We start from the raw sequence: 24125 nt of genomic DNA, 5'->3' as shown, positions 1-24125 counted from the left end.
CAGGGTTCAGGTGACTTTCAGCTCCACGCCCTTCTCGCAAAGAGGGCACTCCTCGGGAGTCCAGGAAACGACATCGATCGGGATGCAGGCGAAAAACGGAACGCCGAAATCCACTTTCCCCCCGGTCCGGTCTACGAGCATGCCGACACCCACGACTTCCGCGCCGCGCGCGCGGACTGCGTCGATGACCTCCCGGACGCTGCCGCCGGTAGTCAGCACGTCGTCGACGATGAGGACTCTGTGCCCGGGCCCGATCTCGAACCCCCGACGGAACTCTCGCCCAGGACCGTCTTCTCTCCGTTCGGCGATGAAGCTGGCGAGGCCGAGGTGACGCGCCGTTTCGTAGGCGAGGATGATTCCCCCGGTTGTCGGGCCCGCGACGAGGTTCGGGACCCCGCGAAAGTGGTCCGCGATCAGGGCGCACATCTGCCCGGTGATGTCGGGCCATTGAAGGATCCGGAATTTCTCGATGTACGTATCGCCGTGACGTCCGCTGGCGAACTGGAAGTGGCCGCGAAGGATAGCCCCGCGCTCCTGGAGGACTGCTTCAAGATTGCTCATCGAGATCTGAATGTAGCTGTTCGGCAGCGTGCGAAACAGGCGTGCCAGGCGTATCAGCGAGCCACTGCAGATGGATGTCGTCGGGTTCGAGGGCGAACAACTCCGGGTCTGGCAGGCCGAGGACAGTGCATCCCAGGTGGCGATAGAAGTTCACGGTGTTTTCGGTGGGAGTTGCCGAGATGTACAGGCCGCTGGCTCCGAACCGCCGCGCCGCCTCGGCAGCCGAGGCGAACAGCGCGGAGCCCAGGCCAAGTTTCCGGTACGCCCTGTCCACGTGGAGGAATCTGAACTGGACGAGCGTGGGCAACGAAGTGACGGGCGCGGGGTCGACAATCGCGATGCCGGCGAGCTTCGCGCCATCAAACGTCCCGTAAAACGCTCCGCCTGCATCGAAGCACCTGTAGAAGATCGGCGTATCGGCTTCTGGTTCCCCGCCCGGCCAGCCCTTCGCTTCGATGGAACGCGGCTCCAGGACGAGCACGCCGTCCTGGAGCCGGTAGGATTTCTCTATGTGCTCGCTGCGGTCGATTGTCCAGATGAGCGGGATTTCCGATCTGCTGAGCAACCGGGTGAGCACGTGCTAGTCGTCGTCGACGCGTTGCGTGGTGAGGACGGGTTTCGCCTCGGTCAGCTTGCCCTCCTCGTTCGGGGCGAACCCAAACTTCGAGCTTGGCCAGTAGGAGACCATCGCTTTGCCGATGATCAGGTCCTTCGGGACCAGGCCGACCTGGGAACTCCGGCTATCGAGGCTGTTCTCGCGGTTGTCGCCCATCACGAAGTACTCGCCGGGAGGGATGACGACCTTCGGTTTGGTGTCATGCCACGTCGCGGTGATGTACGGCTCTTCGAGTAGCAAGTCGTTGATGTAGACCTTGCCGTCGACGATTTCGATGGTCTCGCCGGGGAGGCCGATGACTCGTTTGATCAGGTCCGTGTTGGTGTCGCGCGGGTCGATGAGGACGACAATGTCGCCGCGCTCCGGTCCGTGGAAGACATTCTTCTTGGGGTCGCTCCCGGCATCGACAAACGGGATGAAGCTGCTCAGCTTCTCCATGTCGACTTCCGAGTACACCAGCTTATTCACGATGAGGAACTGACCGTCTTCGAGGGTCGGGTTCATGGACGAACCTTCGACCTTGAAGTTCTGGAAGCTGGCACGGACGGAAAGGAACACCAGGAGAGCAAGGAGGCTCGTCTCGACGATCTCCCGGATCCAGGTCTTGGTCTTGTGGTGCCCGCGCGGCGCGGGGGCTTCCTCGGCCTCGAGTTCGTCCATTGCCCACGACGGGGGTGCGAAGCCCGCGCCGTCGCTGCCGCCGAAAGTTGGGACATGCGCCGCCGAACCGAGAGTCTCTTCGACTTCCTGCTGGGGGCCCCAGCCACCGTCGAACGACTGGCTGCTGCGCTGAGGCGCCCATGCGCTCATGCGGATGAATGACTGCCTGCCAGCATCGTCATCGAGGGCCTCGGCGACGATATCGGCGGCCTCGTCGCCGAGAAGTTCGGCGAAGACCGCGTCACTCTCGCGCGGGGCGGCGGGCTGGTCCGGGGTCGCAGCGTGGCGTTCGAAGGCGGCGAGGATGACGTCCTCTTCCTCTTCTGCTACGAACTGGCTCGGGCGCGGCGCCACCGGCGCGGCCTCCCACTGCTCGATGTCGTCGACCTGCGTTCCCCAGTCGGAAGTCTGGGAGCGCGCCGCCGCCATCTGGTTTTCGAGGCTCGCTGCCAGGTCGATCTCTTCTTCATCGGCCCGGGCGGCTTCTTCCGCGGAAGCGGCGATATGCGCCCACATGTCCTCGTCGCGCGCGGCAGCCGGCTCCGGCGTGCTCCAGCCCGCGTTCAGGGTGGGAGGGGGAGGTGTCGGTGACGTTGGCTCGGACGGGCCGGGGGCGCTGACAAAGTCCGCCCACGGGTCGTCGTCGTCAGCGCCCGTATCGAATGCAGATGTCGCTTTCGCCACCGGCTCTTCCACGACCGCATCGACGGAGGCAACCGCTTCGACGGGAGTCTCGGGGACTTCCTCGACGGCAGGCTGTTCCCACCAGGGCTTCTCAGCGACTGGCTCCTCGACAACCGCATCGACAGAGGCGACGGCTTCGACGGGAGTCTCGGGGACTTGCTCGACGGCGGGCTGTTCCCACCAGGCCTTTTCAGCGACCGGCTCTTCTGCGACCGCATCGACGGAGGCAACGGCCTCGACCGGAGTCTCGACGACTTCCTCGACGGCGGGCTGCTCCCACCAGGGCTTTTCAGCGACCGGCTCTTCCGCGACCGCATCGACAGAGGCAACGGCCTCGACGGGAGCTTCGGGGGCTTCCTCGGCGGCGGGCTGCTCCCACCAGGGATTTCCAGCGGCCGGCACTTCCGACCGCGTCGACAGAGGCAACGGCCTCGACGGGAGTCTCGGGGGCTTCCTCGACGGCGGGCTGGTCCCACCATGGCTTGTCAGCGACCGGCTCTTCCACGACCGCATCGACGGAGGCGACGGCCTCGACGGGAGCTTCGGGAGATTCCTCGCCGGCGGGCTGCTCCCACCAGGGCTTTTCAGCGACCGGCTCTTCCACGACCGCATCGACGGAGGCGAAGGCTTCGACGGGAGTCTCGGCGACGTCGTCGGCGGCGGGCCGTTCCCACCATGGCTTGTCAGCCACGGGCTCTTCCACGACCGCATCGACGGAGGCAACGGCTTCGACGGGAGTCTCGGGGACTTCCTCGACGGCGGGCTGTTCCCACCATGGCTTGTCAGCCACGGGCTCTTCCACGACCGCGTCGACGGAGGCGACGGCTTCGACGGAAGTCTCGGGGACTTCCTCGACGGCGGGCTGGTCCCACCATGGCTTGTCAGCGACCGGCTCTTCGACGACCGCATCGACGGAGGCAACGGCCTCGACGGAAGCCTCGGGGACTTCCTCGACGGCGGGCTGTTCCCACCATGCCTTGTCAGCGACGGGCTCTTCGACGACCGCATCGACGGAGGCGAAGGCTTCGACGGGAGTCTCGGCGACGTCGTCGGCGGCGGGCCGTTCCCACCATGGCTTGTCAGCGACCGGCTCTTCTGCGACCGCATCGACGGAGGCAACGGCCTCGACCGGAGTCTCGACGACTTCCTCGACAGCGGGCTGGTCCCACCAGGCCTTCTCAGCGACTGGCTCCTCCACAACGGCATCGACGGAGGCAACGGCCTCGACGGAAGCCTCGGGGACTTCCTCGGCGGCGGGCTGTTCCCACCACGGCTTGTCAGCGACCGGCTCTTCCACGACCGCATCGACAGAGGCGACGGCCTCGACGGGAGCTTCGGGGACTTCCTCGGCGGCGGGCTGTTCCCACCATGCCTTGTCAGTGACTGACTCTTCTGCGACGGCATCGACGGAGGCAACGGCCTCGACCGGAGTCTCGGGGACTTCCTCGACGGCGGGCTGCTCCCACCAGGGCTTGTCAGCGACCGGCTCTTCGACGACCGCATCGACGGAGGCAACGGCTTCGACGGGCGTCTCGGGGACTTCCTCGGCGGCGGGCTGTTCCCACCACGCCTTGTCAGTTACGGGCTCTTCCACGACCGCATCGACGGAGGCAACGGCCTCGACGGGAGCTCCCCACCACAAACTCGGGACTTCCTCGGCGGCGGGCTGTTCCCACCAGGCCTTCCCAGCGACTGGCTCCTCCACAACGGCATCGACGGAGGCGACGGCCTCGACGGGAATCTCGGGTTCAACCGGATCCCATGCGTCGGCGTCGTGCGCCGCGCTGTCGAGTCCGTCCGGTGCGACCTCAGTGGCTTCCCAGTCAGCAGTCGACGCAGTCAACCTGGCGAAGTACGGGGTCTCGTTGACCGGTTCAGGGCTCCACGTGTCCTGGTCGTCGGGCAGGTCCTCGATCACGCCAGCGGACCATGCGGACGCCGGGTCGGGCCCAACTCCAGGGGCCGGAGCAGTCGCACCGGATCCCCATGCGAATTCGGCGTCCGCTTGGTCGGCGTCTTCAGCCTCCGCGGCGGCCAGACCTGCCGTTGCCCATGTCGTCACTTCATCGGCCAGTCCGGCAGCTGCAATCTCGGGATCTGCTGCTTCTGGTCCGGCGGGGGACTCGCTCGCGCTGATGTTCGTCGCGAACTCACTCAAGGCGTCGGAGTCGGAACTCAGCCAGCCTTCGCTTCGCGAGGCGCCCCACCCGGCGCTCGTTGCCGGTTGGGCGTCGGGGGCAGCGAACGTGCCACCGTGTTCGTCCCAGTCCTTCTCCGCGACGACGCGGACATCGGCATCCTCGGCATCCTCGCTCGGGAGGATCCAATCACCGGGCTCGTCCGTATCGAGCAACGCCGGCTGTTCGGCCTCTTCCTTCTTGCTACGGCCGAACAGGCGGCCGAGTCGGCCTTTCTTCTTCCCGGCCGGCGCCGGTGCTGCAGCCCGGGCATGTTCGAAGAGCCCGGCGAGCGGGTCATCATCTTCTTCGAAGGGACCTCCGGCCGCTTCTGGGGCTGGGGCGGCCTCAGACGGGAAGTCGAACGTGGAGTCCGCCGGTTCATCCGATTCGAACACCGCCCGAACCGCTTGAGACTCGGGTACCAGGGCCTCGGCGTCGGCTTCCTCCCAGGCTTCCGATGGGGAGGCTTCGTCCGTCTCGCTCGCGGATTCGCCGGCTTCCCAGTCGAACGGCTTGAGGAATTCGGCCGGGACGGCCGCCGACGAAGACGCTTCGGGTTCGTCCTCCTGGAGTTCCCAATCGAACGGCTTGAGGAACTCGTCCGGTATCTTCTCGGGTGCCTCCGGCTCGGCGCGCTTCTGTGCCCATGCGCGCATGGCAGCGATGCCCTCCCCTGTTGGGCTGGCTTCGCTTGTCTCGCCGTCCGCTTCGCCTTCGGGCGCAATGTTGAAGAAGTCGTCCCACTTGCTCGGCCCGGCAGAGGCGTCGCGAACCGGAGCTTCGGCCGGAGGTTCCGTCCGGGAGCGCAACACCAGCGGGATAGTCGGGAGTGCGCCGGGGTCGACGTTGGTCTCTGTCACCGCAGATTCGCGTGCGATGGTGTGCGGTTCGTCTTCCTGGTGGCGCGGGCGAAGCGGGATCGGCGCAGGGGCGATGTCGTCGTCGATCTCCTCGGTTTCGTGGTGGACGGTGGTGAAGTGCGGGTGCCCGTCTTCGCGGCCGCGCTGGGCCCACTTCTTCATCGAGCTGAGGGCCGAGTCCTCAATGTCGGCTTCATACGCCGCTGCCGCCGGTTCACCTGGGCCGGCTGGTGAGTCTCCCCACGCGGCAGGACCGAAGTTCCAGTCGAGGCGCTTTTCGCCGTCGGCATGGGCGCGCGGACGCAGCACGAGAGGCTGAGGTGACTCCGGTTCTTCGTCGAGCATGAGCTCCGGTGCTTCGGCCTCGGCTGCGTCATTCTGCAGATCCCATGCGGTCGCCGCGTTCGCAGGCTCTCGCTCCTCTTCGGATGCCGGGCCGGAGCGCAGCGCTTCGCCTTCGTCCCAGCCTTCCACGCGGGCCACGGGCGCGAAAGCCGGCGTTTCCCAATCCGGCACGGTTTCGGTTTCGGCCGGTTCCCATGCGGGTGCGCCGAGGTCGTCGCCGGTGGATTCGTCCTTGGCCGACTCATCGCGGTGTGCCCAGGAGCGGATGCGTGTTGCGAAGTCTTCTTCTTCGATTTCTGCGAGTTGTCCGTCGTGGCTCTCCGCTTCGATGGATTCAATCGCCGAAAAAGGCGCCACGCCGTCCTGGGATTCGTCTTCGTGGTCAGCCTGGTGCGCCCAGGGGCGCATGGTCGTGGCAAAGTCCTCTTCCGCCGTCTCGAGGGGTGCTTCATGGGCATCGTCCCCGGCGGGGGTGGCCGGCGATGCGAGGTTCCAACCGCCGTCTGGCTCTCCCCAGCTGGCTTCGGTCCCGTGGCTTTCAGCCCGCGGGAACGGCGAAAGCTTCAGCGACGGTTCGGTGCTCCACTCCTCGTCCTCGTCGTGTTCGACCGGGGATGCGGAGTCATATCGGCGGGTCGCCGGGATCTCGGCGGCGCCGTCGCTTTGCTTCTGCTTCTTGGCGAACCCAAACAGGCCGCGGCCCTTCTTGGCTTCTGGCTCCGGGCGCTTCAGTTCGAAAGCGGCCTCTGGTTGGGGCTTCAGCTCAAATTTCTTTCCGAAGGGGTCGCCCTTCGCCTTTTCCGCGTCTTCCTGGATGTTTCCGAGCACGCGCTGCCGCAGCGTGCGGTTCTTTTCTTCTTGCCGCTCCCAGGCGCCCCCGGGCAGATCGAAGTACCAGCCCTGTGGGTCATCCTGTCCCGACTCGGCCTCATCGAGCGGGCGACCTTCGCCATTGTCCATCGTCATCAGGGTACCATAGCCTCCCCGGCGGACCTCGGGATTCGAACCGGTCGCCCTTTACAGCCGATTGACCTAACCTCGGCCGGGCATGACCGATGCGCTCGAACCCGCGGACGAGCACCTGGTCTCTTTATCAAAGGACGGCAGCCTTCACGCATTCAACAGTCTGGTTGAGCGGTATCAAGGTCCCGTCTTCAACCTTTGCGCGCGCCTGATAGGAGACCGCGGTGCTGCCGAGGACGCCGCGCAGGAGGCATTCCTGTCGGCGTACCGCTCTCTTTCGCGCTTCGAAGGGGGCAGTTTTCGAAGCTGGTTGTTCCGGATCGCCGCGAATGAGTGCAAGGACGAACTGCGCCGCCGTAGCCGCCGTCCCTCGGAATCCCTCGCGAGCCACGGCATCGATGACGACCATCCGTTCGATGCGCCCGATCCGTCGGAGGGGGCACCGGAATACCTCGAACGGATAGCGGTCGGCGAAGGAATCCAGTCCGCGCTGATGAGCCTCCAGTTCGAGCAACGCCAGGCGATCGTGCTTTCGGATGTCCATGGCTACCACTATGAGGAGATCGCCCGTATCACCGGCACGAATGTCGGGACGGTGAAGTCGCGCATCCACCGGGGCCGCGAACGTCTCCGCGGCATCCTCCTGGAACGGCCGGAACTTTTCGGCCGCCGGGGACGTTCGGATGATTGAGAGCACAATGACATGCGCATCGTAGACGTCTTGCAGCGGCACTCGTGGTATGGGCGAAACGCCTCGGCATTTGTCGATGGAGAGCTCCTTCCGCCCGAAGTGCGGCGTTTCGAGGCCCACCTGGCCGGCTGCGGAGCCTGTGCGTCCGCGGTTGCGGATGCCCGGGAGTGGAAAGCACTCGCCGGTAGCCTGCCGGAAGCAGCCCTGCCGCGTTCGTTCAGGCTGACGCCGGCGATGGCCGCAGCTGCGAAGCCCGGACCGAACGCCGGACGCGCCGCCGTCCCCTACCTCGGGCTGGTCCGGGCGGGCGCGGGCCTTTCCCTGGCGGCCTTCGCCGCGGTAGTGGCGTTCGCGGCGTTCGATTCTGGTGGTTCCAACGGCGGACGGGACGGTGCGACCGCAGCGTCCATCGAGATTCAGGATGCGGCCGGCGGCGACGCAACAGATTCCTCGAGCAACAAGTACGCAGCCCCCGAGTCCACCGCCCCGCAACTGGGGCCGGCCAGCGGTGGCGGCGTGTCCTCTAGTGGATTTAGCACCGCAACCGTCGTGTCATCCCTGCCCGTGGCACCCTCGGCAGTGGCCGCGACGCCCGGGCCAGGCGAGGGAGTGTCGCGAGCTTCTGACGACTCCGGCGGCGAGGGCGGCCTGGCCGGCGGGTACCCGCTCGAAGCTCGCGACTCGGCTGAGAAGGAGAGTGGCCGCGGGATGCTGGTGATCGGCCTCGGCCTGGTCGCCGCAGCGATGCTCGCACTCCTGGGAGCACTCGAGGTCATACGGCGGATCCAACGGCCCTAGACTGTGATCTGAGGTTGTGACCGAGGAGTTCGTGATGAAAAAAGGGATCGTGGTCTCCGGCGTAGGCGAAGTTCGTGCCGCACCCGACATTCTCGCCGTGACGATCGACGTTGAAACGAGGGCCTCGACCGTTGCCGCCGCTCGCACAGCGAATGCCGAGGCCGCCGCGAGACTAATCGCCTCGCTCAAGGCCGAGGGCGTTGACCAGCGCGACATTCAGACTGCGAACCTGTCGGTGAGGGCCGAGTACGACCGTCCGGACAGCGGTAACCCACGAGTTTCCGGTTACCGCGTCACCAATAGTCTCCGGGTGCTGCTTCGCGACACCGAGAAGGCCGGCGCCGCCATCGATGCGGCACTCGATGCCGCAGGTGATGACGGCCGGTTGGGCGGACTTCGTTTCGACTTTTCGGATCCGGCCCCGCTTTACGCCCAGGCACGGATTCGTGCTTGCATCGATGCACGCCAGAAGGCGCTGGCGTTGGCCTCCGGGATGGCAGTCAAACTCGGAAAGCTGGTCAGTGTGGTGGAAAACGCGGCCGAAACCCAGCGGCAGCCCAGCATGCTCGCGGCAGCGATGCGCATGGAGAGCCTGCCAGTCGAAGCCGGAGAGAGCACGGTGAGCGTGGGCGTGACGGCGCACTTCGCGATCAAAGGGTGAAAACAACCGGTTAAGCGGGTGGGTTTACCCTCGACCGCTCCCGCTCGAAGCTACCTGTATGAGACGGTTCGTCCTCGCTGCGTGCTTGCCCCTGTTCGCGTTCGCGCTCGTTGCAGGTGCTGGAGTCGTGGTGCTGCACAACCAGGAGGGGCGGACGCCGGATGCATCGCCCGCTGGGGAGGGCGGCGCCGAAGCGGCTGGAAGCGGGTTGCCTCGTCTGGCGCCCGAAAGCAGCGTCTGCCAGGGCATCCTCCACGTGCCGGAGCCCGGCGCCCCGAGGGTGTTTCCCGCTGAGTACACGCAGCGCAGGGAAGTCGGCGGCATCATGATCGTCGCGAACCGCGACGTGGACCCCAGCGCCCTGGATGAGGCGGCCGTCACCATCGAGCGCGTCTTCCGCAACAACGACCTCGGCGATGTCCTGGCCGAAGAAGGCGCTTACGTCATCGTCGCCGCCGAAGACCAGGGGGTGCTGGACCTTCCAGAGTTCCGCTGCCTCGATTCGGCAAGCACCCAGGACTTCTTCAGCCACGTCTGCGGGGTCGCTGACCGGGCAGACTACCCGGTGGCAACGGTGAACGAACTCGACCTGCTCGGCGATCGGGCGGGGCCCTGCGGCGGGCTCAACATCCTCTATCACGAGCTCGGACACCTGGTGCAGGGATGGGCCCTTGCGCCGGCTGACTACTTCGATATCCGCCAGTTCTACCAGGACGCAGTCAACGCCGGGAAGTACCGGCGGGCGTACGCCGCCACGAACGCCGACGAGTACTTCGCCGAGGCAACACAGGCGTACTTCCTCAGGCTCGACGGCCCCGGCAAACGCGACCGCGAGTGGCTCAAGCTCTACGACAGGCAGATCTACGACTTGCTGGCGGCGGTGTACGGCGACTGAAGGGCTGGCTGGCCTAGCCCTTCGCCTGGATGACGGCGTACCGCTGAAACGCTTGCTGAAGGTAGTCCAGGAACTCCGCATACCGGCCGCGCATGGCCACGGCATATTCGTTCATCGGGAAGCGCCGCCGCTCGTAACCCTTGTTCGGGGCTACGTCCGACATGCTCTTCGCGACCGCGAGGTAGAGCGGCCGGACTGTTAGTTCACCCTGTTTGAACTGCTTGTTGTGCATCGTCGCGCGGCATTCGAAGAACCCGATCAGTTCGACTCGCGAGAGCGTCGCCCCGATCCACTCCTTCGCGGACTTCGTGACGAACGCCTCGGAGGCGACGCCGCCCGTGGCGCCCTCAAGCATTCCCCAGCGGTTCCCGCCTGATTCTCGCACCCCGTATCCCTTGTCCCCCATCACGACGAGCGCGTAGGCGTAGTGGACCGGTGCGTTCTCCGGGAGGGACTGTTCGTCCACCCAGCGAGCGCGCCAGTCGTCGGCGATGTTGAGCTCTTTGACGCCGGGCCAACGCGGTTCGTAGGCGGCAATCGCGCCGAGATCCACCATGAGTCACGTTCTCCGTCGGAAGAAAGGTTTCGCGACCACGGTCGCTCCCGATTCGCCAATCTTAGTCCCCTGGCCGGGAAACGCGTGGCGGACGTCGATGATGCCAAAGCCAATGGTCGCGTTCAATCCAGGGGACCGCACCGAGGATCGCAACTCGCCCGCCGGGGAGCCTTCGATGGAGATCCTCGTCCCCACGGGGGCCGGAGAGCCCTCGATCAACAAGGCGGCCAGGATGCGGTCCGCTCGACCTCCAGGAACGTCGAGCAGGGTGTCGAGGTCGGCCTCAGCAGGCGAGAGACCGGGTTCCAGGTCCGGGTTGTACCCGGGGATGCACGCTTCAACGCGGGCGATTTCCAGGGCCTGCAAGCCCGCGAGCGGGACCCTGGCATCCCGCAGCGTCTCGAGAATGTGCTGGGCGACGGCCGGCGCCAGCACGAATTCGAATCCATCTTCTCCCGTATCGCTTGTCCGCACGGCCAGCGTCCGGAACCCGTGGAATTCGAACGTGGCACATTGGAGTGTCTGCAGCCGTGCGGGCAAGGCTTCGGAGAGGTGATTGTTCACGACCTCGGTCGCCGCCGGGCCGGCGAGCCCCAGGAGACAGGTCGTCTCGGTCCGGTCATCAATCTGAACGTCGAAGCCGGGAGCGACGGCTCGCCGGAGTCTCGCAGACGTGTCGGTCCGCCGGCCCGGCTCGCCGCTCACGAAATAGGAAATCCCCCCGGTCCGGGCGATCAGGACCAGGTCGGCGATGTTTCCGTCGTCACCGATCGATACCGTCCGCATCGCCCGGCCTTCCTCGATCTCCTCCACATGCCCGGCAAAGACTGTCTTGAGGACGTCCAGCGCGTCCGTGCCGGCGATGAGGAACCTGCTTCGGTCGGAACGGTCAAACACCACCGCGCGCCCGCGGAGCGCTTCATATTCCTCGGGGACTCCGACATAGGAGAGCGGCAACGACCAGCCGTTGTGCAGACCGAAGGTTGCGCCAGCGGTGGCATGGAAGTCCCGGAGGGCGAGGTGAAAGACCGATTCGGCACTGGTCATTCGTCGACGAACTTCCGGCGCCCGCCACTTTCCGTCAGCCTCCCGACGCCGGGAAACGGATTGTGGACGCAAATCAGGAGAGCGTTCTCCTTCAGGGCGCGCTCCGCGAGCTTCTTCTTCGATTCCAGCGACAGGAGCGGGAGGATGTCGAACGCGGCGATCCAGGCTGGCCGCTCGACCTGGACGGCGTGATGGACAAGGTCCCCGGTGTAGAGTGCCGTCTCCCCACGGGACGTCAGCGCAATCGACGCATGGTCCTGGGTGTGGCCAGGTGTTGCCCAGAAACGAGCCCCGGGAATCATCTCGGCTTCACCCTCCACAAGCTCCAATTGGCCCGAATTCACGAGCGGCTGGAAGTTCTCGGCGAAGTACGTCCCCCTGGTCCGCTCGTTCGGGTGAGAGGCAACCTCGAACTCGCCCTTCTGGATAAAGTAGCGAGCATTCGGGAAGGTGGGACGCAGTTCGCCGGCCGCATCGCGGATGGTGTTCCAGCCGCAATGGTCCGCGTGAAGGTGCGTGTTCGCGACCACGGTGATGTCCTCCGGAGCGAGCCCGAGCGCCTCCAGGCCTTCCATCAGCAGGCCGTTCTCGCCCGGGAAACCTCGCTCCCGCGCCGCGCCCTGGAGTTTGTTTCCGAGCCCCGTGTCGACGAGCAGGATGTCGGGGCCGCTCCGGACAACCATGCAGTTCAGGGAGAGCTTCATCCGGTGTTCCGTGTCGAGGTTCTCCCTGCCGATGACCGGTTCCCACATGACTCGCGGGATGAGGCCCATCACGGCGCCGGCATCAAGCTTGATGTAGCCGTCGCAGATCACCGCGATATCCATGTCGCCGACGACGTAGCGGGCCGGTGTGTACACGCCTCTGAACATACGAGCGGGGCAGCGTGGCGGCAATCCGAGGTCCCACCGTCCGTCGCAGTTGCAAACCGTTGCAACTAGGCTAGAATCGGAGATGACAGTTTGGACTGGCCTGGGGGGCACATGGCACCGATATTCCTGCTTCATGCACCGGACGGGTTCTTCTCGACCCCGGTTGCCGGAGTCTTCTGGATCCTGACCGTCGCGGCGCTGGGGATTTCCCTCCGCAAGGCCGGTGAGCAGCTCGATGAGCGAGCCGTGCCGTTGATGGGCGTGATGGCGGCGTTTATCTTCGCCGCCCAGATGTTCAACTTCCAGATTCCCGGAGGCACCTCGGGGCATTTGCTCGGCGGCGTCCTCGCGGCCGTGCTCCTTGGTCCCTACGCCGGGACGATCGTCATGGCCTGTGTCATTTCCGTTCAGGCCCTCGTCTTCCAGGATGGCGGCCTCGTCGCCCTTGGGGCGAATATCTTCAACATGGGCATCGTCGGGACGTTCGGTGGCTACTACGTCTACCGGTCGCTCACCGCCGCACTCGGTGGCGAACGCCGGATGCGGCTACCGGCTGCGGCCGCGGCTGCATGGCTGTCGGTCATCGCCGCCGCCATTCTTACAGCGTTTGAACTCGCCGCATCCGGGACAACCTCACTCGCAGCCGCCCTCGTTGCGATGGTGGGCTGGCATGTCGTCATCGGGGTCGGCGAGGCACTGATAACGGTCGGCGCGCTCAGCTTCATCGCCGCGAGCCGTTCAGACCTGCTCCAGCTACGCGACGCGCGGCCCGCAAGCGCCTGAGGAGACTGACACAATGGCACAGCGAACAACTGCCCAATCGTTCCTGAAGCGCTGGTGGTGGGTCATAGCCGGCGTCGTCATAGCCTGCGCCGTCGTCATTATCCTGGCGCCGGCCGCCTCCTCCGATCCGGACGGCCTTGACCGTGTTTCCGGCGATGAAGGCTTCTCGGAGAAGGCCGAAGAGTCGCCCTACGAGTGGTTGCCCGACTACTCCATCCCGGGTGTGAACAACGAACGTGCTTCGGTGGTACTCGCCGGCCTCGTCGGAGTGGGCATCGTTTTCGTCCTCACCTTCGGGTTTGGCGCCCTGGCCCGCCATTCCCGCCGGGGCGGAAGCGCCTGAACCTCGACCGTTACGTCCACCGGGAAAGCGCTATCCACCGTGCTGATGCGCGCCTGAAGTTCCTCCTTGTGGTGGGCTTCATCCTCGCGCTCAGCCTTCTCCCAGTCGGGTCGTTCGCGGCGCTCGGCATCGCCTGGATCTTGGTGATGGCGGTCTCGGTGTTCGCCCGCCTCGGCGCCTGGCGGGTGATCCGCGGGTCTTTCGTCGCCCTCCCGTTCGTCTTCGCGGCAGCTCCGCTGCTGTTCACCAAACACGGTGACCCGATTGGTTCGGTAGACCTCGGTCTGTTCACGCTGACGCTCAGCGGAGAAGGCGTCCGCATCGTGGCGACGATCACGCTGAAGAGCTGGATCAGCGTCCAGGCGGCGACGTTGCTCGTGTTTTCGACGACCTTCCATGACCTGCTCGAGGGCCTGGCCCGGCTGCGCATGCCAAAGCTCATGGTTGCGATCATCTCCCTGATGTACCGATACCTCGCCGTGCTGACGGGCGAGGCAAACCGCATGATGCGGGCGCGCGCTTCGCGGATGGCGACGGTTGCCGGCGCCCGGCGCCCCGGTGTGCGGTGGCAGGCGAGAGTCGTCGGGAACATGGTCGGGGCGCTCTTCATCCGTTCCTACGAACGAAGCGAACGCGTCTATCTCGCGATGCAGTCCCGCGGCTACAGTGGCCACATCGCCCATGTGCACGAGCGCCCGCTTGGCGCGGGTTCGTGGTTCGTGCTGGTCGCAGGGGCCATCCTGCTCGCCGGGTTCTCCGTGTCATCCCGGGTCTGGTTGCCGCATTCATGACTCTCGATTCCACCTCTGGATCGCCGATCTCGCCGTCCGCTGACAGGTGGGTCGATGTACGGGACCTGGTTTTCACGTATCCCGATGGTTTCGAAGCCCTCCAGGGCATCACGCTCAAGATCGCACGGGGCGAAAAGGTGGCGCTCATCGGCCCCAATGGCGCCGGGAAGAGCACCCTGATGCTCCACCTGAACGGCATCAACGCACCCACCAGCGGGTCAGTCGCCATCGGCGGCATGCCCGTGAACAGGGCGAACATCGGCCGCATTCGCGCCGAGGTGGGACTCGTCTTCCAGGACCCGGATGACCAGCTCTTTAGTCCGACCGTCTACGACGATGTCGCCTTCGGCCCGGTGCACATGGGGCTCCCGAAAGCGGAAGTCGACTCGCGCGTATCTCGCGCCCTCGAATCGGTTGGCCTGGCGGGTTTTGAAAAGCGGCAGCCGCACCACCTTTCGATCGGCCAGCGCAAACGCGCCGCGCTCGCGACCGTCCTTTCGATGTCACCAAGCGTGCTCGTGCTCGACGAACCCTCGGCCGGCCTCGACCCTCGCGGGCGCCGGGAACTCATCAACCTGCTCACCGGGCTCGAACAAACCATGCTCGTGAGCACCCACGACATGAAGCTGGTGGCCGAGATCTTTCCTCGGACCGTCATCGTGGATGGTGGCCGGGTCGTTGCCGACGGCTCCACTGTGGATACGCTTGCCGACAGGGCACTGCTCGAAGCCCACGGCCTCGAACAACCGTAACTCGCCCTTACCCTGGGTGACGGTCCGCGAACGTTTGAGACGTATACTGGTAACAGTGAAGCCTGACGATCTCGAAGCCTTTTCCGCGGCGATCCACGGCGCCGATCACGAAGTCGATTTATTTGGCGCGGCCATGCTCATCGCCCGCATCGGCGACCCCGACGCGGATGTCCACGAGACTGCTTCCCGGTTGGACGTGATGGCGGAAGAGGCGCGCGTCTATGCGGGAGCGCGCGCAGACGACCACGCCCTCGCCCACGCAATCGAGTACCAGTTGTTCAGCGTGTGCGGATTCCGCGGGGACAGCGAAGGCTATACCGACCCTGCCAACAGCTACCTGGACCAGGTTGTCCGGCGCCGCCTCGGGATCCCGATCAGCCTGTCGCTCGTGTACATGGAAGTAGCCCAGCGGATCGGCCTTCAGTGCGACGGGGTCGGTTTTCCCGGCCACTTCATCGTCCGTTACGGCGGCGCCGAGGAACCGACCTACGTCGACCCTTTCCAGCAAGGCGCCCGGATCGACCGGCAGGAACTCCTCGCCCGCCTGCGCGTCCATCAGATTGGCTCGGCCAGCCCAGAATCGTTCCTCGCGGCGATCACCAGGCGCCAGATCCTGCAGCGGATGCTCAACAACCTGCATGTGGTCTTCCGCGAGCGCCGCGAGCTTCAGGATTGGCTTTCGGTGGTGGAGCTTCAGCATCGCCTTGAGCCCTGGAACGCTATGCTTGTCGGCGAGCGCGGCATGCTGCGCTACCGCCTGGGCGACATCGAGGGTGCGATGAGCGACCTCGAAGCGTACGTCTCCGCCAGCGAGCGTGCCGAGGCAAACCCCGGCGCCATCCGCCTGCTTGATCAACTTCGCCTCCGTCACGGGGGCATGGGGGAGACTCGATGACCACTCTTTCTCCCGGGCGCGAAGTGCCCGTCCGCGGCCGCCACGCGCTCCAGCGCTCAATCGCCTGGTACCTGCGCCAGCTGAGCAAAGTGCTCTCCGTCCTCAGCGACGAAGAGCTCGAACGGCTCATCCCCATGCTTGCCGAGCGCAGCTTCCGGCCGCGCCAGGTGCTCTTCCAGGCCGGCGATCCGCCGGAGCGCGTCTATCTGCTCCTGAAGGGCAGGGTGAAAATCTACCAGGTCGCCGAAAACGGCAAGGAAATCATCCTCGACGTGGTAGGCAAGGGCGGCGTTGTCGGAGACATGGCCATCGTCGAAGACAACGAACGTATCGCCTGCGCCGCCGCGATCGACGACACCGTGGCCGTCAGCATCTCCTGGGAGGACTTCTCCCACCTGCTCCAGCAATCGCCAAAGCTCGGCTTCGCCATGATGGAGCTGATGGCCCGACGGCTGGCCGGGATGCAGCGGACGTTCATGAACATCGTTTCGAAGCCGGTTTCGGCCCGCCTTGCTGACACGCTGCTGAACCGCCAGGAAGATGGAGCGGTGTTCCTTGGGCTGACGCACCAGGAGCTCGCGCAGACCATCGGCACAAGCCGGGAGACAGTCACCGCCCTGCTCAGCCGCTTCTCCGCCCTCGGCGCGATCGTGCCGATCCCGGATGGCTACCGCATCGTGGATGAGGACCTGCTCGACGACATCGCGAACGGGGACCTGTCCGTCTCTCCTCGCCATCCGGTGAGCGCCCAGCCGAGTACCATGACTCCCTGATGTCCGAGGCTGGCGCCGGCCCATTTGACCTCGTTCCTGCGCGCGGTGGCCCGGCGATCATCGCTCACGGCGCCGGAAATTCCGCGGCCGGCGTGCGGGACGTCGTTTCGGCTGGTGCGGACTACCTGGAAGTTGACCTCTGGCTGCGCGATGGCCAGTTCGAAGTGCGCCATGAACGCCGGGTGCGCTGGTTGCCGATCCTGTTCGAGAAGTGGTATCTGCGCCGGCTGCCCCGGGGGAACTACGGGCTGGCGGAGCTCATGCGAGAGAGCGCGGGACAGGGCGCCGGCCTCTTCCTCGACTTGAAAGACGGCGGGGCCGCTGCCGCCGCATTGCTCCGGCGGATCCTGACGATCAGCCCACACCCGGAACGCATCGTCGCGTCGTCCCAGCAGTGGCGGGCCCTCCGCGCGATCAACGAGATGACCCCCGAAGTGGAGGCCTTCTACTCCATCGACGTCCACGCCAAGCTGGACCTTTTTCTCTCCGTCGCGGACCGCGACACGCGCCCGCGAGGGGTTTCGTGCAGGCATTCACTCCTGACCGAGCGCATCGTCAAGAAACTCCATGAACGAGGACTCCTCGTCGTGGCCTGGACGGTGGATGACCTGGAACGAGCCCGCGAACTTGTCGCCTGGGGCGTGGATGGCCTCACCACCCACAGGGTCGACGAGATGCGCCGGGAGTTTGTGCTGTGAGGCCCATAGCCGTTTACGTCCACATCCCGTTCTGCACGGTGAAGTGCGGCTATTGCGATTTCAACGCCTACGCAGGCATGGACAACCTGAAGTTCGAATACGGCCGCGCTTTGGTCAGCGAGATCGACGCACTGGGGGACCTCCTTGAGGGACGGGTCGTGAGCACCATCGGTTTCGGGGGAGGGACTCCCGGGGAAATCCCAGCGGGCACCATCGGCTCCGTCATCGCGGCGTTGCGTCAGCGGGCGCCCCTGGCCCCGAGAGCAGAGGTGTCGCTGGAACTGAACCCCGGTACGACTTCTGAAGACGCCATCCGAGACTTGCGAGCGTTCGGCGTCACCCGGCTCTCCATCGGCGCACAAAGCTTCAATCCTGCGGAGCTGCGATTCCTGGACCGGATCCACTCGGTCGAAGCCACCGTCGCAAGTGTCCGGATGGCGCGCCGGGCTGGCTTCGAAAGCGTTGGTCTCGACCTGATTTACGGTCTCCCCGGCCAGTCCAGGGCGAACTGGGCAGCTTCGCTCGCGGCAGCCACGGCGCTCGGCCCGGACCATGTCTCCACGTACGCGCTCACCGTCGAAGACGGGACGATGCTCGCCCGCCGCGTCGCCCGGGGCGAAGTGGAGCCGCTCGACGCCGATGCTGTCGCCGACCTGTATGACCTGGCAACGGAGGTCCTCGAAGCAGCCGGCTACGAGCAGTACGAACTCTCCAACTGGGCCAGGCCCGGCCACCAATCGCGCCACAACCGGACGTACTGGACCGACGGTGAGTACCTGGCAATCGGCGCCGGGGCGCACGGATATCACAACGGCGAACGCTACGAAAACATCGCTCACCCGCGCAGCTACATCGCGGCGGTCGAGGCGGGCAGTTCGCCGCCGTTCGTGGCGCTTGCGAACCGCTACGCCCCGGACTGCGCGACCAGCATGAGCGACTGGCTCGCGCTCCGACTGAGGCTCATCGAGGGCTTCACGCCGGTCGAGTTCGCCGGAAGATTCGGCGTGCGCCTTCCCCCCGCGGTCACCGGCGTGCTCGAAGAGTGCCGGAGCGCTGGAGTCATCGAGTACACGGCCGAACGCGTCCGGCTGAGCCGGAGCGGGCGGTTGCTCCACGGTGAGGTTGCCTCCCGGTTGCTGCTCGCCTGCCGCCAGTCAGCTGCGGACGGGGGCAACTAGCGATGCCCGTCATCGGCACGGCCGGGCACGTCGACCATGGCAAGAGCACGCTCGTCCAGGCCCTTACCGGGATCGACCCCGATCGCCTGCGGGAGGAGAAGGAGCGGGGCCTCACCATCGACCTCGGCTTCGCCTGGCTCACACTCCCGTCAGGGCGCGACGTGGGCATCGTGGATGTCCCGGGTCACGAGCGCTTCATCAAGAACATGTTGGCGGGAGCAGGTGGTATCGACCTTGCCTTGCTCGTCGTAGCCGCCGATGAAGGGGCTCGCCCACAGACGCGGGAGCACCTCGCCATCCTCGATTTGCTCGAAGTACCTGCCGGACTCGTTGTCATCACGAAATGCGACCTGGTCGAACCGGAATATGCCGACCTCGTCGAGGCGGAACTCGAGGAAACGCTCGAAGGGTCGCGGCTCGAGGGGGCGCCCGTCGTCCGGGTCTCCGCGGCCACCGGGCAAGGTCTGGAAGAACTCACCCGGCAAATAGACAGTCTCCTCGACGCAGCACCGGCGAAGCGCGACCTCGGGCGTGGACGGCTGCCAATCGACAGGGCTTTCACGATCCAGGGGTTTGGCGCGGTCGTCACAGGCACCCTCATCGATGGTGCGCTCGAAGTTGGCCAGGAAGTGGTGTTGCTCCCGGGCGGCCTGAAGGCGCGAATTCGAGGTCTCCAGCGCCACCGGACGAAGGTCGATCGCCTCGAGCCCGGAACTCGGGCTGCTGTGAACCTCAGCGGCGTCCACGTCGACGAGATCCATCGTGGCATGGTTCTCGCGCGCCCGGGCGCGGCCGATGTCGCGCACTCTCTCGCTGTCCGCCTCTCGGCCAGCCGGATCCTCACGCATCCGCTCGCTCACGACTCAGAAGTGACCGCCCTCTGCGCGACGGCTGAATCCCAGGCCAGGGTGCGGCTCCTTGATGCTGACATGTTGAGCGGTGGGTCGGAATGCTGGGCTCAGCTCGTCCTCGATTCGCCCATCGCTCTCGCCGCTGGAGACCACGTTGTCATTCGTTCTCCGAACGAGACCGTCGCGGGCGGCAGGGCGGTCCTGCTCAACCCGCGCCGGCTCCGGAGGAATCACACTCCAACTATCGAAATGCTGGAAAGGCTCCTGCAAGGCACCCCCGGCTCGCGCATGCTCGACGCGCTCCTCGCCGGGCCGGCGGACCTGCGCTCCCTCGGCGCCGCGCTCCACCTGGAGCCCGGCGCAGCCGATGAAGCGTGCGAAGAGCTGGTCGCTCGCGGAGATGTTCTCAAGCGCGCAGAGACGCTCGTCGCGCGGGCATGGCTCGAATCTGCTCAGTCAGCACTAGTGGCGAGCGTCGACGCATTCCTGAAGGCGAATCCGCTGCGCCGCGCCACCCCGCGGGAACACGCGCGTGGGGCCGTGCGCCAGGCGGCAGCGGCGTTCGATCTGATTGCCGAATCCGCCCTCGAAGCCGGGTTGCTGGAAGCGCGTGGCCCCGGACTTGCGCGGCCCGGTTACGAAGCCGTGCTTACGGCCGCCCAACAAGCGGAAGTCGAAATCTTCCTGGCAGGGCTGCGGGCCAACCCGTATAGCCCACCAACGGACCGGATACCGTCGCCCGGGTTGCTCGCCTTCCTCGTGGAGCGCGGCGACGTCGAAGACGCAGGATCGGGCGTCGTCTTTGAGGCCGGCGCGTTTCGCCAGATGGCTGCCCGGACGCGTGCTCACATCGAGGCGAACGGGTCAGTTTCCCTCGCCGAGGCGCGAGACCTGTTTGGGACGAGCCGAAAGTACGCCCAGGCGTTTCTTGAACACCTCGATGCGCTTCACGTCACGCGTCGCAACGGGGACTTGCGCACTCTCCGGTAGCGATTCAGGCAGGCTCGACGGCGAGATTCTCGCTCTTCCCACGAAGCCGGCGGAAGAACCGGCCGAAGTCCCCGTTCTCCCACGCCACGAGCAGCTGCGATGCGACGCAGATGCTCGAGTAGGTGCCGGCGACGATGCCGACGAGGAGCACGAGAAGGAAGTTCCGGATCGTTTCGCCGCCGATCAGCATCATCGCCACCACCGTGAGGACCACGGTCAGCGACGTGTTGATGGAGCGTGCGAGCGTCTCCGTCATGCTGGCGTTGACTGCTTCCTCGAATGGGATGTACGGATCGTTGTGGATGGTTTCGCGGATACGGTCGAAGACGACGATCGTGTCATGCACCGAGAATCCGATGACGGTCAGGATCGCGGTGATGAAGGCGAGGTCGACTTCGGTCCCTCGGAACTCCCCGAGGAGCGCGAAGAGCCCGAGCACGATGAATGCGTCGTGCAGCACGGCGATCACTGCGGCAGCTCCGTACCGGAATGGGCGAGGGACGGCCCGGAAGGCTATCCAGATGTAGATGAGGATGGCGAACGAGGCCGCGACAACGGCGAATGTCGCGTTGCGCGCGATCTCGGTTGAAACCGTCTCCGAAACCGTCGAGAAGTTGCTCCGCGTGAGTGCCCCGAAGCGCTGGCGCAGCCCGGCCTCTATCTCGTTGATCTCGCCCGGGAGTTCCGGGCCCTCGGAGGAATCGAGAGCGGGTGCGTTCTGGAGTTCTTCCGTGCGGATCAGGTATTTGTTTGAGCCGGCGCCCTGGACGCGGGCCTCTTCGTGGCCCAGGTCGTGCATGGCATCGCGCACTTCGCCCTGGGAGACCTCGCGTTCCGTGAACTCGATCGTGAAGGTCGAACCGGAGGTGAATTCGATTCCCGGCCGAAGCTGGAAGATCGCGAGCGAGATGGCTGCGACGACGAAGATCGCAAATGAGACCGAGAGGTACCACCAGCGCTTCCCTGCGAAATCAAGCATTTCCCTGCTCCTCCGAGGTCATCCCCGCCCGGCGCGCGGAAGGCGCTGTCTTCTTCACTTCGTCCGCATTGAACAGGAAGTGGTTCTTCGCCAGCGGTGTGCCGAGGACCATCCTCAGGAACGTCCGCGTCACGGTGATCGCCGAGAACATGCTGATCAACACGCCGATTGCCAGTGTCAGGGCGAAGCCCTGGACGACGGCCGCACCGAAATTCGCGCCGAAGTAATACAGGATCGTGCAGGTGATCAGCGTCGAGACGTTCGAGTCGCGAATCGATGACCACGCCCGCCGGAACCCGATGTCGATGGCAGCGTTCAACGTCCGCCCGCGCCGCAACTCCTCCTTCATCCGCTCGAAGATGAGGATGTTCGCATCGACGGCGATGCCGATGGAGAGGACGAACGCCGCGATGCCGGAGAGCGTCAGCGTAATCGGGACCAGCTTGAAGACCATCAAGGTGATGGCCGTGTAGACAAGCAGGGCGGCCGAGGCGAGCACCCCCGGGAGCCGGTAGTACAGGATCATGAAAAGCATGACCGCGAGGAGTCCGACCTGGCCCGCTCTCACCGAATCCAGGACGGAGTCTTCCCCGAGTGTCGCGCTCACTTCCTCGGCCTGGATGATCTTGAGAGGCACCGGCAAGGCACCGGCGTTGAGTTGTTTCGAGAGGTTGTTCGCCTCGCTGAAGCTTGCCTGACCGGTTATCTGGCCCGAATCAGAGATGATCCCACTCACCGATGCCTGGGACAGGACCACGTCGTCCAGCATCACGATCAGGTAGTTCCGAGGGTCGGAACTCGGGTAGGAGAGTGCACGCCTGGTGATCTGGTCCATCAGCTTCGAGCCGCGCGATGTCGTTTCGAACACCACCGCGAAGGTCGTGCCGATGTTCTGGGCGTAGGTGTTGTTCTTGATGTCGGCGCCGGTCATGGCGATCGTTTGTCCGTCGATGACACCGGACGCCTCGACGAGCTGCTGGTTGTCGTCGTAGACCATGAATTTCAGGGCCGCCGTCTTGCCGATGAGGTCCTGGGCTTCCTGCAAGGAGAGTCCCGGCACCTGCACGCTGATGCGGTTGCCGCTCGTCTTGTTGATTTCGGCTTCGCTGACGCCGAATTCGTTCACCCGTCGTTCCACGACATTCTTTGCGCTGTCGAGGGCGGTGCCCAGGTCACCCTGGTAATCGGCGGGTGGGTCGGCCTGCAGGATCAGGTAGGCGCCGCCCTGGAGGTCCAGGCCGAGACGCATCGTTTCCCGTTCCCAGTCGCCCAGCTTGATGCCTCGCCCGTGCGGCCAGAAGTCGCCCGGCAGGTACCGGTACGGAGAACTCGGCCACACGACGATGACGCTGAACGCGGTAAGCGCGACGACGAAGAGGAAAACGAAGACGGTTGAAGTACTACGCACTGGTGTGGGAAACCTCGCCGGCTGTGGGCTCGGCCGTTGATGTTGTGGGTTCGGCGGGCTCAAGCGTACTCAATCGCCGCAGTACAGAATCGGTCAACGCCCGGACGCGGACGCCGGGAGCAATTTCGAGGATGAGTTCGGTCGGGCCGTCGACCGGGACGATCACGTCCTTCACTTCTCCGATGATGCCGCCGGTGGTGACGATTTCGTCGCCGACCTGGAGCTGGCGGACGGCTTTCCGGCGGGCCTTCTGATCCTGGAGCACGGGCCGGAGCAGGAAGAAGTAGAAGGCAACCACCGCGAACCCGGTGTAGAAAATCACCTGCCACATTGCGGTCATGGGCGGGAAACTCCTGCTCGGCGGCCCTGGCCGGGTTACTCTGCGGCCTTCAGGGTTTCGAGGACCGAGCGTGCCAGCGCAAGCGCCTCGGGCTTCGTTGAAACGGCCCGTTCGAGTTCGGCTCGGCGAACCGATGTTAGGACAGCCCCCAACAAGCGTCCACCGGCCAGGTCAAGCTCTGCGATGAGGTCATCTCCCGTCAGCAGGGGTGGCTCCCCATCTTCGTTCGCAGCCCACGCGCGCGCCGTTACGTAATTCACGAACGTCACGTGGCGCCGGAAGTTCTCCCGAGTGTACCCCGGCCCCCGGGTCGCCATGCCATCGCTCAGGTTCACCAGCATCAGCGGCAGGACGTGTCCATCGAGGTCACTCACGAACTTACGGACCGCCTTGTCCGAGGCAGGTCCGTTCTTGATCAATTCCCCCGGCCGAAGGTGGTAGCGGATCATTCGGGCGACGAAATCCGTGGCGGCCGGCCCAAACCCGAGTGCTGGCAACCGCTCTCGCATGAGTTCGGCACCGCGCGGTCCGTGCCGGGGGAACCGCAGGCGGCCTTCCTCGAAGATCGCCGTGGCCGGTTTCGCCACATCGTGCAGGAGGGCCGAGAGCCGGATCAGGGCCAGGAGCGGCACGTCCTCGATGCCTCGTTCGAGGGTCTCGTCCAGGTCGATCCATGCCAGCGCTTCGCGCAGTTCACGGTTGCCGTCGCCCGGCCCCAGGGCAGCATCCAACGCGGCCACCGCCGCCATGTTGTGGCCCAGGACGTCGTAATAGTGGAGTTCAGGCTGGACGAAGCCGCGGCCGGCTTCCAGTTCGGGCACGAGCGAAGTGAGCTCGCCCGTCGCATCGAGGGCGCGCAGCGCAGTTGAGGCCTCGGTCGCGAGCAGCGCATCGAGGAGTCGGGCGGGCAGGTTCATCGGAGAAAGCGTACAGGCACGCCTTCCGGCGTGCCTGT

At 65.5% G+C, this 24125-nt stretch carries 24 protein-coding genes; 13 read left to right on the top strand and 11 right to left on the bottom strand.

All coding sequences use genetic code 11. From position 1 onward, the window contains the following. Window positions 1-6: 6 nt before the first annotated feature. The 4 genes from pyrE to IPG14_RS03360 are packed head-to-tail and all read right to left on the bottom strand — an operon-like array spanning window position 7 to window position 6872. Window positions 7-561, bottom strand: coding sequence for an orotate phosphoribosyltransferase (gene pyrE / locus IPG14_RS03375; protein ID WP_343385099.1), 555 nt, complete (start codon window positions 559-561; stop codon window positions 7-9). Continuing rightward, entirely contained in the window at window positions 548-1138 is a 591-nt protein-coding gene (locus IPG14_RS03370) for a GNAT family N-acetyltransferase (protein WP_343388094.1), read from the bottom strand. Before IPG14_RS03370 ends, pyrE begins: the two co-directional genes overlap by 14 nt. Window positions 1139-1141: 3 nt before the next feature. Further along, window positions 1142-2923 (bottom strand): signal peptidase I, encoded by a 1782-nt coding sequence (gene lepB, locus IPG14_RS03365; RefSeq protein WP_343390888.1) that lies wholly within the window; start codon window positions 2921-2923, stop codon window positions 1142-1144. After that, window positions 2811-6872: a hypothetical protein gene (locus tag IPG14_RS03360; protein ID WP_343390887.1), complete on the bottom strand. Its 4062-nt coding sequence runs from the start codon at window positions 6870-6872 to the stop codon at window positions 2811-2813. The genes lepB and IPG14_RS03360 overlap by 113 nt, the downstream gene beginning before the upstream one ends. Window positions 6873-6954: 82 nt before the next feature. Between IPG14_RS03360 and IPG14_RS03355 the strand changes: the two genes are divergently transcribed. Genes IPG14_RS03355 through IPG14_RS03340 form a run of 4 tightly spaced genes read left to right on the top strand, consistent with a single transcriptional unit; the run spans window position 6955 to window position 9914 of the window. Continuing rightward, window positions 6955-7560, top strand: coding sequence for a sigma-70 family RNA polymerase sigma factor (locus tag IPG14_RS03355; RefSeq protein ID WP_343388092.1), 606 nt, complete (start codon window positions 6955-6957; stop codon window positions 7558-7560). 12 nt (window positions 7561-7572) lie between these two features. Next, window positions 7573-8358, top strand: coding sequence for a zf-HC2 domain-containing protein (locus IPG14_RS03350; protein ID WP_343390886.1), 786 nt, complete (start codon window positions 7573-7575; stop codon window positions 8356-8358). A 34-nt stretch (window positions 8359-8392) separates the two neighbouring features. Beyond that, window positions 8393-9019, top strand: a complete 627-nt coding sequence (locus tag IPG14_RS03345; protein ID WP_343390885.1) for an SIMPL domain-containing protein — start codon at window positions 8393-8395, stop codon at window positions 9017-9019. 58 nt (window positions 9020-9077) lie between these two features. Then, window positions 9078-9914, top strand: coding sequence for a hypothetical protein (locus IPG14_RS03340; protein WP_343390884.1), 837 nt, complete (start codon window positions 9078-9080; stop codon window positions 9912-9914). 13 nt (window positions 9915-9927) lie between these two features. Here the strand turns inward: IPG14_RS03340 and IPG14_RS03335 are convergent, their stop codons facing one another. The 3 genes from IPG14_RS03335 to IPG14_RS03325 are packed head-to-tail and all read right to left on the bottom strand — an operon-like array spanning window position 9928 to window position 12377. Beyond that, the gene (locus IPG14_RS03335) at window positions 9928-10470 is read right to left on the bottom strand and encodes a hypothetical protein (RefSeq protein WP_343390883.1); all 543 of its coding nucleotides are present in this window, start codon (window positions 10468-10470) and stop codon (window positions 9928-9930) included. 3 nt (window positions 10471-10473) lie between these two features. Further along, on the bottom strand, window positions 10474-11517 hold the full coding sequence (locus IPG14_RS03330) for a hypothetical protein (protein ID WP_343390882.1): 1044 nt from the start codon (window positions 11515-11517) through the stop codon (window positions 10474-10476). Then, window positions 11514-12377: an MBL fold metallo-hydrolase gene (locus tag IPG14_RS03325; RefSeq protein ID WP_343390881.1), complete on the bottom strand. Its 864-nt coding sequence runs from the start codon at window positions 12375-12377 to the stop codon at window positions 11514-11516. The genes IPG14_RS03330 and IPG14_RS03325 overlap by 4 nt, the downstream gene beginning before the upstream one ends. A gap of 123 nt (window positions 12378-12500) precedes the next feature. Here IPG14_RS03325 and IPG14_RS03320 point away from each other — a divergent pair, with 123 nt between their 5' ends. Genes IPG14_RS03320 through selB form a run of 9 tightly spaced genes read left to right on the top strand, consistent with a single transcriptional unit; the run spans window position 12501 to window position 20443 of the window. Next, a complete protein-coding gene (locus IPG14_RS03320) occupies window positions 12501-13172 on the top strand; it encodes an energy-coupling factor ABC transporter permease (RefSeq protein WP_343390880.1) in 672 nt (223 codons plus the stop codon). Window positions 13173-13185: 13 nt separating this feature from the next. After that, on the top strand, window positions 13186-13515 hold the full coding sequence (locus tag IPG14_RS03315) for a PDGLE domain-containing protein (protein ID WP_343388084.1): 330 nt from the start codon (window positions 13186-13188) through the stop codon (window positions 13513-13515). Beyond that, complete coding sequence (gene cbiQ, locus IPG14_RS03310; protein WP_343391047.1) at window positions 13512-14306, top strand: cobalt ECF transporter T component CbiQ; 795 nt, start codon at window positions 13512-13514, stop codon at window positions 14304-14306. Before IPG14_RS03315 ends, cbiQ begins: the two co-directional genes overlap by 4 nt. Then, window positions 14303-15058 carry an ATP-binding cassette domain-containing protein gene (locus IPG14_RS03305; RefSeq protein ID WP_343390879.1) on the top strand — a complete coding sequence of 252 codons (756 nt, stop codon included), beginning with the start codon at window positions 14303-14305 and terminating at the stop codon, window positions 15056-15058. The genes cbiQ and IPG14_RS03305 overlap by 4 nt, the downstream gene beginning before the upstream one ends. 55 nt (window positions 15059-15113) lie before the next feature. Beyond that, window positions 15114-15953: a transglutaminase-like domain-containing protein gene (locus IPG14_RS03300; RefSeq protein ID WP_343390878.1), complete on the top strand. Its 840-nt coding sequence runs from the start codon at window positions 15114-15116 to the stop codon at window positions 15951-15953. After that, on the top strand, window positions 15950-16726 hold the full coding sequence (locus tag IPG14_RS03295; RefSeq protein ID WP_343390877.1) for a Crp/Fnr family transcriptional regulator: 777 nt from the start codon (window positions 15950-15952) through the stop codon (window positions 16724-16726). The genes IPG14_RS03300 and IPG14_RS03295 overlap by 4 nt, the downstream gene beginning before the upstream one ends. Then, a complete protein-coding gene (locus IPG14_RS03290) occupies window positions 16726-17424 on the top strand; it encodes a glycerophosphodiester phosphodiesterase (protein WP_343388081.1) in 699 nt (232 codons plus the stop codon). Before IPG14_RS03295 ends, IPG14_RS03290 begins: the two co-directional genes overlap by 1 nt. Further along, a complete protein-coding gene (hemW, locus tag IPG14_RS03285; RefSeq protein WP_343390876.1) occupies window positions 17421-18602 on the top strand; it encodes a radical SAM family heme chaperone HemW in 1182 nt (393 codons plus the stop codon). Before IPG14_RS03290 ends, hemW begins: the two co-directional genes overlap by 4 nt. A 2-nt stretch (window positions 18603-18604) precedes the next feature. After that, window positions 18605-20443: a selenocysteine-specific translation elongation factor gene (gene selB, locus IPG14_RS03280; protein ID WP_343390875.1), complete on the top strand. Its 1839-nt coding sequence runs from the start codon at window positions 18605-18607 to the stop codon at window positions 20441-20443. A 4-nt stretch (window positions 20444-20447) separates the two neighbouring features. Here selB and secF read toward each other — a convergent pair whose 3' ends face one another. Genes secF through IPG14_RS03260 form a run of 4 tightly spaced genes read right to left on the bottom strand, consistent with a single transcriptional unit; the run spans window position 20448 to window position 24087 of the window. Beyond that, complete coding sequence (gene secF, locus IPG14_RS03275) at window positions 20448-21422, bottom strand: protein translocase subunit SecF (protein WP_343388078.1); 975 nt, start codon at window positions 21420-21422, stop codon at window positions 20448-20450. Beyond that, window positions 21415-22830, bottom strand: a complete 1416-nt coding sequence (secD, locus tag IPG14_RS03270) for a protein translocase subunit SecD (protein ID WP_343385080.1) — start codon at window positions 22828-22830, stop codon at window positions 21415-21417. Before secD ends, secF begins: the two co-directional genes overlap by 8 nt. Beyond that, entirely contained in the window at window positions 22823-23170 is a 348-nt protein-coding gene (gene yajC, locus IPG14_RS03265; RefSeq protein WP_343390874.1) for a preprotein translocase subunit YajC, read from the bottom strand. Before yajC ends, secD begins: the two co-directional genes overlap by 8 nt. A 35-nt stretch (window positions 23171-23205) precedes the next feature. Beyond that, a complete protein-coding gene (locus IPG14_RS03260; RefSeq protein ID WP_343385078.1) occupies window positions 23206-24087 on the bottom strand; it encodes an HD domain-containing protein in 882 nt (293 codons plus the stop codon). Between the last annotated feature and the right edge of the window lie 38 nt (window positions 24088-24125).

The organism is Candidatus Amarobacter glycogenicus (assembly GCF_016704105.1).
Taxonomy (GTDB): domain Bacteria; phylum Chloroflexota; class Dehalococcoidia; order Tepidiformales; family Tepidiformaceae; genus Amarobacter; species Amarobacter glycogenicus.
The sequence above is the reverse complement of the archived record's forward strand: the minus strand, read 5'-3'. Positions and strand labels throughout refer to the sequence as shown.